Origin of the sequence: Acinetobacter sp. BWR-L5 (assembly GCF_039655985.1) — a bacterium.
Lineage (GTDB): Bacteria > Pseudomonadota > Gammaproteobacteria > Pseudomonadales > Moraxellaceae > Acinetobacter > Acinetobacter johnsonii.
In genome coordinates, this window is sequence record NZ_JAGFEV010000011.1 from 83517 (window position 1) to 97357 (window position 13841).

Consider the following 13841-nt stretch of genomic DNA (forward strand, 5'->3'; position numbering starts at 1 on the left):
GGGACATAAAGAACAGTTGCTAACGTCCAAGAAAACAGCGTAATCGTCCTTGGCCTGAAATGACTTAAATTGACCCTAAATCAAATATTAAGCCTAAGATATAAAGACTAGAAATCGTAAAGTATGGATGCTTTAAGTAAAATTTTTGAAGATATACACCTCAACCAATCTGAGTACCTCTACCTTAAACCTCATGGTGAGTGGGCTTTTCGCTATACCGAACAATCAACCATGATGGCCTATGCGGTACTTCAAGGACAACTCACTATTTGTTTAGATGCTAAACAAATTATTGTTGCTGAAGTGGGCGACTTGATCTTACTGCCTTCAGGGCCAAGTCATGAGTGTCGCTCATCAACCACCGACCAACTGTTAGAAGTATTCGATATTTCTGACTTATTTGCCCAAAACCAACATAAAGAAGTCACTTTTGGGAGTAATGCGACACAACAAAAAACCGTGATCTTGGCCTTACATGCACATATGGACCCCATTATGGCACGTCCGTTGGTACAGGCCTTACCCGCGTTTATTCACCTTCAACACAAAGATCTCAGCACGGTTCCTGAATGGTTGCAAATTGGGCTGCAGTTTCTCGCTCTAGAAGTCCAACGTATACGCCCAGGCCGTGACAAAATTTTGGATCATTTGGTGAGTATTTTATTAATTGAATGTGTGCGTGATTATATTGATGCGCTGCAAGACTCGAACAATTGGCTGAGTGCTTTATCTCATCCTGAACTCTCCAATGCCCTTGCTAAAATTCATGCGGAACCTGCACAGCCTTGGACTGTTGAGTCCCTTGCAGAACAGTGTTGTATGTCACGGTCTAAATTCGCCACATTGTTTAGCCAAATTTTAGGCACAAGCCCTTTGGCTTATTTGCAACAACACCGTCTGCGTTTAGCCGCCCAATACCTGCGTAATGGACAAGGAACCATTCAGCAAATAGCACATAGGGTAGGTTATAACTCAGAAACGGCTTTTAGCCAAAGCTTTAAACGACAGTACCAAATGAGCCCAAGTCAATATAGAAATAATCCAAACCCAACTTAAAGTGCCCGTCCTTAATGGTTTAATAGTAATCTTCTCTCAGCTTATGTTTTTGTACGTCGAGATAAATACCTTGAACTTGCAGACAAAGATTAGCATCTTGTGAAAATCACACTATAATATCCCGCATCCTTGCTAGAGATGGCTTCAAACCACTGCTTGTTTGTTCTTTTTCGCTCTAGCCACACTTTTTTAAGTCCAGTTTTCATCCGTGATTCGGCTTATTTTTCAATATTTTATCTCTTATATGTCCATGCTGACATATAAGAAAATTTAGGTGCCAGCATGGAAATCAAGGTTAATTATCTCGATAATCTTCGCCAAGAAGCGAAGTTCGATGATTTTACAGTCATTGCCGATCAACCGATTCGCTACAAAGGTGATGGCTCTGCACCCGGTCCATTTGACTATTTTTTAGCATCTTCTGCGCTTTGCGCGGCTTACTTTGTCAAAGTGTATTGTTTGGCACGTGACATTCCAACTGACAACATTCGTTTGTCACAAAACAACATTGTTGATCCTGAAAACCGCTATAAACAAATCTTCAAAATTCAAGTTGAGCTCCCAGCGGACATTTCAGAAAAAGATCGCCAAGGCATTTTACGCTCTATCGACCGTTGTACGGTTAAGAAAGTAATCCAAACAGGCCCTGAGTTTATTATTGAAGAAGTAGAAAGCATTGATGCCGATGCACAAGCCCTGCTTATTCCAAGCCTTGCTTCTGAAAGCAGCACCATCATTGCAGGTAAAGACCTGCCTTTAGAAGAAACCATTGCCAATATGTCAGGTATTTTGGCTGGTCTGGGCATGAAAATTGAAATCGCTTCTTGGCGTAATATTGTGCCAAATGTGTGGTCTTTACATATTCGTGATGCTCAGTCGCCAATGTGTTTTACCAACGGTAAAGGCTCAAGCAAAGAAAGTGCATTAGCTTCTGCGCTGGGTGAGTTCATTGAACGTCTGAACTGTAACTTCTTCTATAACGACCAGTTCTGGGGTGAAGACATTGCCAATGCCGAATTTGTGCATTATCCAGATGAAAAATGGTTCATGCCAGGTCCAAATGGTGAAATGCCTGAAGGTGTACTGGATGAGTACACCCTTGAAATTTATGACCCTGAAGAAGAACTGTTAGGTACGCATTTATACGACACAAACTCAGGGAAAGCTGAGCGTGGTATTTGCTCTTTACCTTTTGTTCGCCAGTCTGATGCGGAAGTGGTTTACTTCCCATCAAACTTGATTGAAAACTTATACCTTAGTAACGGCATGAGTGCAGGAAACACCTTAGCTGAAGCACAAGTACAGTGTTTATCTGAAATTTTTGAGCGTGCCGTAAAACGTGAAATTTTGGAAGGTGAACTGACCCTGCCAGATGTACCACAAGAGGTTTTAGCGAAATATCCTAGCATTTTAGCGGGCATCCAAGGTTTAGAAGAGCAAGGTTTCCCTGTATTGGTGAAAGATGCCTCTCTAGGTGGTCAATACCCTGTAATGTGTGTGACGTTAATGAACCCGCGTACAGGTGGTGTATTCGCCTCTTTCGGCGCACACCCAAGCTTTGAAGTTGCGCTTGAGCGCAGCTTAACTGAGCTACTTCAAGGCCGTAGCTTTGAAGGTCTGAACGACTTACCTCGCCCAACATTTAGCTCAAATGCGGTCACTGAACCCAATAACTTTGTTGAGCACTTCATTGACTCAAGTGGTGTGGTTTCATGGCGCTTCTTTAGTGCCAAATCAGACTATGACTTTGTCGAGTGGGACTTTACCAATCAAGGCCAAAACTCAAATGCTGATGAAGCTGATGAACTGTTCGGTATTTTGGAAAATATGGGCAAAGAAGTCTATATGGCCATTTACCAACATTTAGGTGCAACGGCGTGCCGTATCTTGGTGCCAGGTTACTCAGAAATTTACTTGGTTGAAGACTTGGTTTGGGACAACACCAACAAAGCACTGCTTTACCGTGAAGACATCCTCAACTTACACCGTTTAGACAAGGAACAACTCGAAGCGCTGGTTGAACGTTTAGAAGAATGTGAGCTAGACGACTATACTGAAATCAAGACTTTGATCGGGATTGAGTTTGATGACAATACCGAATGGGGTCAATTGACTTTGCTTGAACTCAAACTACTCATCTATCTTGCATTAGAGCAGTTTGAAGAAGCGAAAGATTTGGTTGAAGCATTCTTACAATACAACACCAATACCGTTGAACGTGGTCTGTTCTACCAATGCATGAATGTCGTACTCGAAGTAATGTTAGATGACGACATGGAACTGGAAGAGTATGAAGCAAACTTCCGCCGTATGTTCGGTGATGAACGTATGGATGCGGTAATAGGCACAGTTGAAGGTCGTATTCGTTTCTATGGTTTAACCGAAACCAGTATGAAACTTGAAGGTTTGGACCGTCACTTACGTTTAATCGACAGTTATAAAAAGTTACACGCTGCTCGTGCTAAAGCCGTTGGATTAAAACCTTAAAATAAAAAGAAACAACCCAAATACGTTTGGGTTGTTTCTCACTGCACCTATCACGATGTCTTAAAGAGAATTAATCTAAAATATTTAAAATCGCCTCAACAGGATTTTCACTATTACCTGCAAGTAATTGTTTATGCATGGTAATGTGCTGCATAGCCTGAATCTGTGCTGTTTCTATATTCATTAATTTTTCAATTTCAGCCGCCAATTTCTCAGGTGTTGCATCTTTTTGAATTAATTCTTGTATCACTTTTTTGCCCGCAATAATATTCGGCAATGAATAATATTGAATCTTGATCAAGAATTTCACCACATGATAGGTGAGCCAATTCAACTTATAGAAGGTCACCATTGGTCGGTGTAACAGCATAGCTTCTAAAGTTGCTGTACCTGAAGCCAAAGCTACAATATTAGCGGCGTTCATAACTTGACGCCCAATCTTCGACTCGGTGCCTGAGTTTTCAAGCAAGTCTATTTGATCGACCAATGCTTTTGGATATTGAGTAAGCAAAGCTTCGATTTGTTGCTTACGTGCATCATTGATTGCTGGTATCACAAAGCGATAGTTTGGATATTTGGCGTAGAGCAATTTTGCAGCATCTAAAACCAGTGGACCGAGCTTTTCAATTTCACCACGTCGACTTCCCGGCAATAACGCAATATGCTTTTGGGTCAGATCTAAACCCAGTTCTTCTTTGGCTTGTAAAATTGGGTTTTCCAAAGGCAATTGGCTCGCCAAGGGGTGTCCTACAAACGCAGCAGGAACATCCCATTTTTTATAAAATGCTTTTTCAAACGGAAATAAACACAGTACCAAATCAATAGAAGCTTTGATGCCATGAACCCGTCCCTGACGCCATGCCCAGACGGAAGGACTAACATACTGCACGGTTTTTATGGGCAGTTGTTTTTGCTTTAAACTTTTTGAAAGGCGCAGATTAAAGTCTGGCGCATCAATCCCAATAAACACATCGACAGGATGGGCTGTCCACTTCTCTACCAGTCCATCACGTACAGCAAAAAGCTTTTTAATGTCTTTAAGAACCTCAACCAGCCCCATGACTGACAAAATATCCATCGGATAAAAGCTCTTGAAACCTTCTGCAATCATTTGCGGGCCTCCAATGCCCTCAAATTCTGCATCAATTCCTTGCTCACGAAAACTGCGAATAAGTTTAGCACCTAAAGTATCACCTGATACTTCACCCACTACGATTCCAATTTTAAGTTTCCGATTTTGCAAAGCATTATTCCTTATTTTTCAACCCATGCATCATAACATAGCGTCTTTTGGGATGGGTATTGGTCGAGTCTTTCTATTTATGCTGCAGATATAAGATGAATGACCTATTTAACACATCTAAAGAACACGAAAAAAAGTTGGGTTAATTTAAATTTTCGATCATTTAATTATTGCATTAGAGACCTATTAGAACATAGAATTACTGAGAATCATTATCGTTAATTTCATCTGTGCTTGGTTGCTCTATTTACGCCGCTCAATCCTAGTATTTTGGCTACGTAGATTGCTTATACGCATAATAGAGAGCATTTTGTTTTGCTTAATTAAATTTAGGTTCGATGCTTAATGAGTACAACGTTAAGCCCCCCTTTATGACTTCATTCATGTGATTTTTATGTCCCTAAGTCAGCTTAAATACCCTATAACCGTTATGTTCCGGTTTTTGATCGCATTTGGCTTAGGCTATTTATGTACATTCATGTTATCAGAACTGCTTACCCTTAGTTTTTACCCTCACTTAGCTAAAGCAGAATCCATTTATTTGGCAGCTTTTCTATCTCTTATTTTCTTTACCATTTTTGTCATTGTAAGCTTTTGTGTTCAATCCCTGAAAAAGTTAAGCACTTCAACCATTTCGCTTTCCCTTTGCTTTTTTCTATTGCTGAAGTTCGTAGGTTAAACCATGCAAAAATCTGTTCGCCAATCAATGGCATGGCTACACTCTTGGCTTGGACTAACACTGGGGTGGCTATTATTTGCCATATTTTTAACAGGTGCTGCGACCTATTATCGTCATGAAATAAATTTGTGGATGCAACCTCAATTTGCCACCATGCAGGTCAAACAAGACACAGCGATGGAGTCGGCATATCAATACTTACAAAAAAATGCCGCAGATGCGCAAAGTTGGTATATTGGCGTGGCTAATCCGAGTTCACCTGTCAATAAAATTTACTGGCAAAAGGCCGATGGTGGCTACGAAAATAAGACTTTGGATGCGAACACAGGTAAAGAAGTCACCTTGTCTGCAACCCAAGGCGGTGAGTTTTTCTATGGCTTTCACTATCAGCTGTATGGTGTACCCTATTTTATCGGTAGGCTTTTAGTCACGATTGCTGCCTTCTTAATGTTGATCATCCTCATTTCAGGCATCGTCACACACAAAAAGATATTCACCGAATTCTTTACCCTAAGAGCTTTCAAAGGGCAACGCTCGTATCTAGACTTTCACAATGTCACCTCTGTCATTGCTTTGCCCTTTTTCCTGACCATTACATTCACTGGTTTAGCCATTTTCTTTTATCTCATTCTCCCCAATGGCATGAAGAAACTTTATCCAGAGCAACCGTTCCAATATTTTGATGAAATTAGAAATATTAGTATCAGCTCTGAGGCTAAACCGACACCTGCTACGATGCGACCAATTGAATACTTCATACAACAATCTGAGCAGCGTTGGGGTAAAACAGAAATTGACAATATTACGGTCAAACACCCCAATACCGATATCGCTCAGGTGAACTTGGTTGAGTCAACTGACCGAAGCATCACGCGAAACCAAGCCCAACTCAGCTTTAACGGTGTATCTGGTGCCCTGCTCGGTGACACTCGAAATAATAGTGCAATTGCCACGCTCAATAATGGAGTCTATGGTTTACATATGGCACACTTTGCGCAGCCCTTATTACGCTTTGCGTTATTCTTCTCAGGGCTTTTAGGCTGTGCCATGATTGCATCTGGGCTTTTACTCTGGAGCTTAAAACGTCAGCTACAAAATAAAAAACAAAGTTTCCACTTTGGACATTATGTGGTTAACCGCCTAAATACGGCTGCCATCATTGGCTTGCCGATTGCCATGCTCAGCTATCTTTGCACAAACCGTTTACTTCAGTTAGAAGCTGGTCAACCCAACTACGAAATTTACGCATTTTTCGGCACTTGGTTACTCAGTTTAGCCATTGCATTGCTCACGCCGCAGCAACACCTTTGGAAAACTCAACTGAAGGTCTTCATTTTACTGGCTGTATCTTTGCCTATTTTCAATCTTTACTATTTAATCAGCCACCAATATGTGCATGACTTGAATGAATATTGGTTATTTTTGCGAGTTGATCTTATGATCTTCATCCTTGCAATATTGGCTATTTTCTTACATCAAAAAATCCAGCCCATCCAACAAAAAGCTGTACAAAAAATTCAGAAAAAATATGCCAACACTGCCGTTCAGGAGTCCAATTCATGATCTACCTGATTTCAGGACTTCTCATCACTTTCGCATGCTATGTGTTATTTCTGGTGAGCGATAAGCAACGTCCAAAAACTCAAAAGTCACGTTGGGCTAAGTGTGCAGAACATTATCAAATCTGCCGATATCTGGCTTTTGGTGTACTGGCCGCGACATTAATTTTATTGATTCAATTCACGGGTCGCGGTGTGGGGAGTGTCAGTTTATTTGTATTTGCAACCCCGATACTTTTTATACTGATTTTAAGCATCAATGACTTAAAACCCAAAAAAACAGCTCAATCTAAGTAAGTATTTACTCTACAACTCACACACTTTTTTATTTCGATCATGAGCCAAATAAAAAGGTGTGTAAATATATGAGCCAGAACCATCTCAACAGAATTTTATAGACTAATCAAAATCATTTAAGTTGAAGCACCGTGATTTTTTAGTTATAACACGCTCAATAATAAGCACTTTTATAGATATTTTCACAGGGAAAACATTGCGCTCAGCTTTAGATTGGTTACAACAAGAAATCATCACCCCCTTTCAACAGCTCTGCAGTTGGTCGAAGCATCATTTTGGCTGGACACTTTTTATTTCCCTCATTTTCAATTTGCTTGTATTTATTTGTTTCCCAAGCAGCTGGATCCCCACTCAGATTCAGAGTAAAACCTTTGATGAAATCACCGTTGAAGTTGGTAAAGGACGAATCAGCACGTTGAAATCTAAACAACAGCATCATTTATGGATCGCAAACTGCGCATTGATGGGAGAACCTGTTCAAACATTATGTGACCAATCATCACATCGTCACCAATTTACGGCAAAGCAGGTCGAAATTTACTATTTGGAGCGTATTTTTTGGAATCTAAAAAATGCAAAAAAGGAGGTGTTTATTCATCAGATCACATTAGCTAATCCACGTCAGCAGCACTTAGATATGACCTATAGATCGACCGCAGCGAATTTTGAGCAATGGAAAAAGCATCAGCTAGCCCCTCTTTATGTTCTACGAACACTCATAGGTTTCAATCTGTGGTGGTTACTGATAATTGTAGGTGTAAAAATAAAAGCGCGACTACAGCTCAAACAATAACTTCTATATCTCTTTTTAGAATAAGTAAATCAACAATCAAGACAACGACTTATATAAAAACATCATAAGATATGCACGTTTTTTGATATTTTGGCATATAACAATGTTTGGTCCACTCGAATTTATTCTCGCAGGTGTTTTAGTCGGTTTTTGTGTGGGAATTACTGGCGTGGGTGGTGGTTCATTAATGACGCCGATCCTCATTAGCCTTTTCAGAATTGAACCTCACATTGCCATTGGTACAGACTTGCTCTATGCCGCAATTTCAAAATTCTGTGGTTCATTTGTACATGCAAAAAAACTAAATATTGTGTGGCCGATTGTGCTTTGGCTTGCAATTGGCAGTATTCCTGCTTCCTTTGCAACGCACTGGGTACTCGACAACTATTTGAGCCAGTCTACCCACTACAAAGCCGTGCTCACCATGGTTTTAGGCTTCATGTTGACCATTACAGGTTTATCAATTGTCTTCCGTAATCAAATTGAAAATTTTTTCAACAAATTACGTAAAGATGAACTCCCAGACATGACCGAAGACTTAGAAAAAGTTCAGCTTCAAACCAGTAGTAAACGTAAGTACATTGTAATGATGGGTGTGATTCTTGGGGTCTTCGTGACACTGTCATCAGTTGGTGCAGGTGCTTTCGGAATCATGGCTTTGGTCATTATGTTCCCAAATCTACCAATGATTCGTATTATTGGTTCTGACGTTGTGCATGCGGTGTTACTTACGTTCGTTGCAGGTATGGGTCACATGACTTCAGGCAACGTGGACTTCCATCTCCTTATGTGGTTATTGGTCGGTTCAATTCCAGCAATTATTATTGGAACACTGATTAGTTCACGCCTTCCTGAAAAAATCATCCGTAAAGTGTTGGGTATTACCCTGTTCGCGCTGGGTGTGAACTTCATGTTGAATCCGATCAAAGCCAAACCAGTGAAGCCAGCCGAAACTGCTCAAGTCATTCAAATTTCAACAGTTAAGAATGCCTCAGTGTAGGCATTCTGATTTAAAATAAACCTAAGATTCATCACTTTTTTTTCAAAGATTCATTCGACTTTTTTATAACCTTTTATCAGCTAAACCGTGTTATATTCAGCTTATAAAGCAACTTAATACGATCGAACCAGTGACGGCAATGAATACTCTACAGTCAAACTCTATTACCCAAAACGACATCGATGACGTGAATTTACAAAGCATTCATCCGCTAGTTACCCCAGCGGAATTAAAAACTGAATTGCCTCTCACTGAGTCTGCATATCAAACTGTACTTCACGGTCGTGAAACGATTCGCAATATTTTAGATGGTAAAGACAAACGCATTTTTGTGGTGATTGGCCCATGTTCAATTCATGACCCTGTTGCTGCTCACGAATACGCAGACCGTTTAAAAGTTTTAAGCGATAAAATTAAAGACTCAATCTATGTCGTAATGCGCGTTTATTTTGAAAAACCACGTACCACAGTGGGTTGGAAAGGTCTGATCAATGACCCTGACATGAATGACTCATTCAACATTGAAAAAGGTTTACGCATTGGCCGTAAGCTTTTGGTTGAGTTAAATGAGAAAGGCTTGCCATGTGCGACTGAAGCACTCGATCCAAACTCACCACAGTACTACCAAGACTTAATCTCTTGGTCAGCGATTGGTGCACGTACCACTGAAAGCCAAACGCACCGTGAAATGTCTTCAGGTCTTTCTTCACCTGTAGGTTTCAAAAATGGCACAGACGGTGGTTTAACTGTTGCAACCAATGCCATGCAGTCGGTGAAACATGGTCACCACTTCTTGGGTCTAAACAACCAAGGCCAAGTCTCTGTGATTCGTACTTCAGGTAACCCGTATGCACACGTGGTACTTCGTGGTGGTAACGGTAAGCCAAACTACGATGCTGGTTCTGTAGCAGAAGCAGAAGCAGCATTGGCTAAAGCGAAAGTCAGCACCAAAATCATGATTGACACCAGTCATGCAAACTCGAACAAAGACCCGTTCCTTCAACCACTTGTTCTGAAAAATATTACCGAACAAATTATTGATGGAAATAAATCTATTATCGGCATTATGGTTGAAAGTCACCTTAAAGGTGGTCGTCAGGAAATTCCTGAAAACCTATGCGATCTTGAATACGGCAAGTCAGTAACCGATGGTTGTATTGACTGGGATACCACAGAAAAGGTATTACTAGAGATGCACGAAGCACTCAAAGACGTTTTACCGAACCGTTAAGTTTTTAAAACGCCATCTTCGGATGGCGTTTTTCATTCTAAGATTAAGAAATAATTATGAACGCTATTGAAACACACTTAAGCCAAACACTTAACTTTCAATTTATCCACGAGCATTTGTTTACTTCTGGACAACCGACTGCTGAGCAATTACAGCAAATTAAAGAGTATGGCGTAAACACGGTCATCAATCTTGCACTCAGTAATAGCAATAACCATTTAGTCAATGAAGATCACATCTGTTTAGAACTCGGTTTGAACTATATACAAGTGCCTATTTCATGGGATACACCATCTGATGATCAATGCTTATTGGTCTTAGATATGATTGATCATTTGGTGCAAGAACAAACCATTTGGGTCCATTGTTCAGAAAATTATCGCGTCAGTAGTTTGATGTATTTATATCGTCAATATTATATGAATATCGATATGCCAACCGCACATGAAGCCATGCATCAAATTTGGGAACCAAATGACACATGGACAGGTTTGGCGCATGCTGTTGCCTTACAACTTCAAGGTCGTAAAGCAACACAAGAATTAAAGCTGGCTATGATCAATCCTGATCATTTTGCGTGAGAAATCAGCACTGTAGCTGTAGATAAAATACCTTCCTGACGACCCGTAAAGCCTAGTTTTTCCGTGGTCGTTGCTTTGATGCTAATCTGCGTGATTTCAACATCAAGAACGTCTGCAATGCTTTGGCGCATCGCTAAATTATGCGGTGCCAACTTCGGTCGTTCGCATGCCACAGTAATGTCTGCATTATTTAACTGATAACCACGATCTAGAATGAGCTGATAGACATGTTTGAGTAATACTCGACTGTCTGCTCCTTTAAAGCGAGGATCGGTATCAGGAAAATGCTGACCAATATCACCTAAAGCCAACGCACCCAATAATGCATCTGTTAAAGCATGCAAAACCACATCACCATCTGAATGTGCTTTTAAGCCGTGTGTATGTGGAATTTGAATACCTGCCAGTGTGACAAATTCACCCTCTTCAAAAGCATGTACATCAAGTCCCTGTCCAATTCGAATATGTGCAACCATGCTCAGTTTCCTTTAAGAAATAAATGATTGAAATCTTGTATTCACGCTTTCTCTTTCGCTATAGTTACAAGCAGCGCAACATAGTGAAAGTATAAGCGATCATGCTGTTGAAAACCGACATAAAACTTATGAAAAAATTTAGTATTTTAGTGTGTCTAAGTTGTCTTTGTACCAGCTTTAGTTATGCTCAAGTCATTGACTGTGATGATCCTACTTCATCTAGCCTTAAAAAGATCTGTAGCGATCAATTTAAAGACATTCGACAAAAATTAGACACGCAATCAATGACTGCTTTTTTAATCAGTGACGCCCCTCAGCGTTTATTGGTCGATACCCATCAGCTATGGTTAAACCGCCTACAGCAGTGTAAATCCTTAGCATGCTATCAACAGCAGATCGATTTTAGAATTGATGATCTCAACTTCTATACATCGTTAAATCAAAGTTTGACACAACACTATTTAAAGTTTGAACATGGGGCCATTGCCAAGCAACCTGTGCACCTACAAGTGCATCAGCTATCCAAAGATAAAATTAAGATTGAAGGTATTGCATATCGTAGTCCCAATAACCGCATAGAAACCCAAACCATTTCATTTTTGGCCTACACTACACCCGATCAAAAGCAAAACATTACCGATAATGAAAACAACTGTCACTACCAGTTCAACTTTCAAAAAGCCATTCTTTCTGTAAAAAGTGAAAGTAAAGCATGTAATCGTTTTGTTGGTGTGTACCGTGTTTATGACTAAGCTATCAAACAGATCAAAATAATGGACATCGGGAGGCTAAAGTCGTGCAAGTACTCAAGCAATGCTGCAACCTCCTAGAACAGAAAAAATTGACCATTGCTTTTATCGAAAGTGCCAGTTCAGGTTATCTCTCCAGTCAGTTTTCGATTTATAAACATAGCGGCGCAGACATTTTACTCGGTGGACTGGTCAGTTATGACCCCAGCATCAAATGTGAAATTTTAAAGATAGATCCTGCACTTATTCAGCAATATACAGCGGAGTCAATTGAAGTCACTGAAGCTATGGCGCTTCATGGGCATCGACTATTTCGTCATGCCGATATTATTGTCTCCTGTACAGGGTTGCTCAAACCTGGTGGAAGTGCGACGCCTGAAAAACCAGAAGGCACCTTTTATATTGCCATTCATTATCAAAACACTTTAAGTACTTACCATTATTTACTGCTAGGCAGTGCACTCGAGCGACTTGATCAACTTACGAAAAATGTCGCTCAAATGGTCATTGAACGTGTTCAAAATGCTTAAATCTTTACACTAAATTTGATTTTTCTACATTTAGAACCCTTAAACTGAACCATAATCAATAAAAATGTGAAGCGCCTCGTGATGATGAAAATAATCCATCCGCTAGTTTTCAGCACCTTATTTTTTTCAAGCCACAGTTTTGCAACTGTAGGTGGACCACAAAATATTGAAGTTTTAGGACTCGACCAATCTGATCAAAAAATTTATGTGATGCGACATTATTTAGATGGTCGTGGTCGTTTGCCACAATTGTATTATTATCAACTCAACAGCAAAACACCGTCCAAACTGATTGAAGTAAAGTCTTTATATATCAATCCAAAAACTCAAAAAATTGACTATGATCAAGACAGTCAAAAGTTTGACCGTGACATTTCAAAAATAAAAAAACGACTCAAAGCTTTAACACCGATTCCACCTAAGCAGGTTAAAATTCAAGTCATTAGTAAAAAGACTTCAAAAGAACCCTCTTGGTATGACCCTAAAGTCTCCATCCCGAAGTTTAGCTATCAATATCAAGTGAAATATAGCAATTTGAAAAGTCCCGTACACAAGGCGGTGGACTATAAAAATGGGCTGCGCATTTCACAAAGTTATAAAGTTCCTAATCAACAAAAAGCGTTAGTGACTGCTCAATATCTCGGGATTCCTTTTGAAACAGGTTATAACATTGAAGATCCTGTTTTATTGATGCCTAAAAAATAAAGCCTCAGAAGAGGTAATGACAGTCAGTGAAGAAACTGACTGGGATTTTATTTTTAAATTCATAATGTTATTCGATACACGGAAACGTCATCCGCAACTGTTCGAGGCAAAACTATTTTAAAAAAGTAAGTTTTCTGCGATTAATTAATCAATAAAATGGATTTGGCGAGTTTTGCGGATGACAAATGCTTTTGATTACTTTGGGCTTATCCAAAGTAATAGATGAGCTCCAAGTATATGATTTAAAAATATAAGACTCCGTCGTGCATAACTAAAAAGCTAAGGGCTTTACTTCTAAAACCCTTTACTGACTGGCATTACTCCGAAGAGGCTTTTTTATAATGTATCAGAGCTTCATATTAAGCCGCTGAACGCTCCTCAATCGGCACCACTTTACGTAGCTCAGGCCCAGTATAGTCCGCACTTGGGCGAATAATACGGTTGTCTGCACGTTG

General features: G+C 39.9%; 13 protein-coding genes. 11 read left to right on the forward strand and 2 right to left on the reverse strand.

Going from position 1 to position 13841, the window contains the following annotated elements; translation table 11 throughout:
- The first annotated feature begins 123 nt into the window (after positions 1 to 123).
- Positions 124 to 1056 carry an AraC family transcriptional regulator gene (locus JZ787_RS16230; RefSeq protein ID WP_346312851.1) on the forward strand — a complete coding sequence of 311 codons (933 nt, stop codon included), beginning with the start codon at positions 124 to 126 and terminating at the stop codon, positions 1054 to 1056.
- A 282-nt stretch (positions 1057 to 1338) separates the two neighbouring features.
- Entirely contained in the window at positions 1339 to 3543 is a 2205-nt protein-coding gene (locus JZ787_RS16235; protein WP_346312852.1) for an OsmC domain/YcaO domain-containing protein, read from the forward strand.
- A 70-nt stretch (positions 3544 to 3613) separates the two neighbouring features.
- Here the strand turns inward: JZ787_RS16235 and lpxB are convergent, their stop codons facing one another.
- Positions 3614 to 4786 carry a lipid-A-disaccharide synthase gene (lpxB, locus tag JZ787_RS16240; RefSeq protein ID WP_078389747.1) on the reverse strand — a complete coding sequence of 391 codons (1173 nt, stop codon included), beginning with the start codon at positions 4784 to 4786 and terminating at the stop codon, positions 3614 to 3616.
- A gap of 682 nt (positions 4787 to 5468) precedes the next feature.
- Between lpxB and JZ787_RS16245 the strand changes: the two genes are divergently transcribed.
- The 6 genes from JZ787_RS16245 (at position 5469) to JZ787_RS16270 (ending at position 10926) form a co-directional block, all read left to right on the forward strand.
- Positions 5469 to 7028: a PepSY-associated TM helix domain-containing protein gene (locus tag JZ787_RS16245; protein WP_346312853.1), complete on the forward strand. Its 1560-nt coding sequence runs from the start codon at positions 5469 to 5471 to the stop codon at positions 7026 to 7028.
- Positions 7025 to 7321: a hypothetical protein gene (locus tag JZ787_RS16250; RefSeq protein ID WP_168159704.1), complete on the forward strand. Its 297-nt coding sequence runs from the start codon at positions 7025 to 7027 to the stop codon at positions 7319 to 7321. The genes JZ787_RS16245 and JZ787_RS16250 overlap by 4 nt, the downstream gene beginning before the upstream one ends.
- A 121-nt stretch (positions 7322 to 7442) precedes the next feature.
- Positions 7443 to 8114 carry a hypothetical protein gene (locus tag JZ787_RS16255; protein ID WP_346312854.1) on the forward strand — a complete coding sequence of 224 codons (672 nt, stop codon included), beginning with the start codon at positions 7443 to 7445 and terminating at the stop codon, positions 8112 to 8114.
- Between the two features lie 103 nt (positions 8115 to 8217).
- On the forward strand, positions 8218 to 9114 hold the full coding sequence (locus tag JZ787_RS16260; protein ID WP_346312855.1) for a sulfite exporter TauE/SafE family protein: 897 nt from the start codon (positions 8218 to 8220) through the stop codon (positions 9112 to 9114).
- 139 nt (positions 9115 to 9253) lie between these two features.
- Complete coding sequence (locus JZ787_RS16265) at positions 9254 to 10345, forward strand: 3-deoxy-7-phosphoheptulonate synthase (protein WP_004693350.1); 1092 nt, start codon at positions 9254 to 9256, stop codon at positions 10343 to 10345.
- 56 nt (positions 10346 to 10401) lie between these two features.
- The gene (locus JZ787_RS16270) at positions 10402 to 10926 is read left to right on the forward strand and encodes a protein tyrosine phosphatase family protein (RefSeq protein ID WP_125273626.1); all 525 of its coding nucleotides are present in this window, start codon (positions 10402 to 10404) and stop codon (positions 10924 to 10926) included.
- Here JZ787_RS16270 and ispF read toward each other — a convergent pair.
- Positions 10914 to 11402 carry a 2-C-methyl-D-erythritol 2,4-cyclodiphosphate synthase gene (gene ispF / locus JZ787_RS16275; protein ID WP_004979990.1) on the reverse strand — a complete coding sequence of 163 codons (489 nt, stop codon included), beginning with the start codon at positions 11400 to 11402 and terminating at the stop codon, positions 10914 to 10916. The genes JZ787_RS16270 and ispF overlap by 13 nt on opposite strands.
- A 101-nt stretch (positions 11403 to 11503) precedes the next feature.
- Between ispF and JZ787_RS16280 the strand changes: the two genes are divergently transcribed.
- The 3 genes from JZ787_RS16280 (at position 11504) to JZ787_RS16290 (ending at position 13386) form a co-directional block, all read left to right on the forward strand.
- The gene (locus JZ787_RS16280; RefSeq protein ID WP_346312856.1) at positions 11504 to 12154 is read left to right on the forward strand and encodes a hypothetical protein; all 651 of its coding nucleotides are present in this window, start codon (positions 11504 to 11506) and stop codon (positions 12152 to 12154) included.
- Positions 12155 to 12198: 44 nt separating this feature from the next.
- Positions 12199 to 12681, forward strand: a complete 483-nt coding sequence (locus JZ787_RS16285) for a CinA family protein (protein WP_279739771.1) — start codon at positions 12199 to 12201, stop codon at positions 12679 to 12681.
- Positions 12682 to 12762: 81 nt separating this feature from the next.
- Positions 12763 to 13386 (forward strand): aminotransferase, encoded by a 624-nt coding sequence (locus tag JZ787_RS16290; RefSeq protein ID WP_346312857.1) that lies wholly within the window; start codon positions 12763 to 12765, stop codon positions 13384 to 13386.
- Positions 13387 to 13841 lie beyond the last annotated feature (455 nt).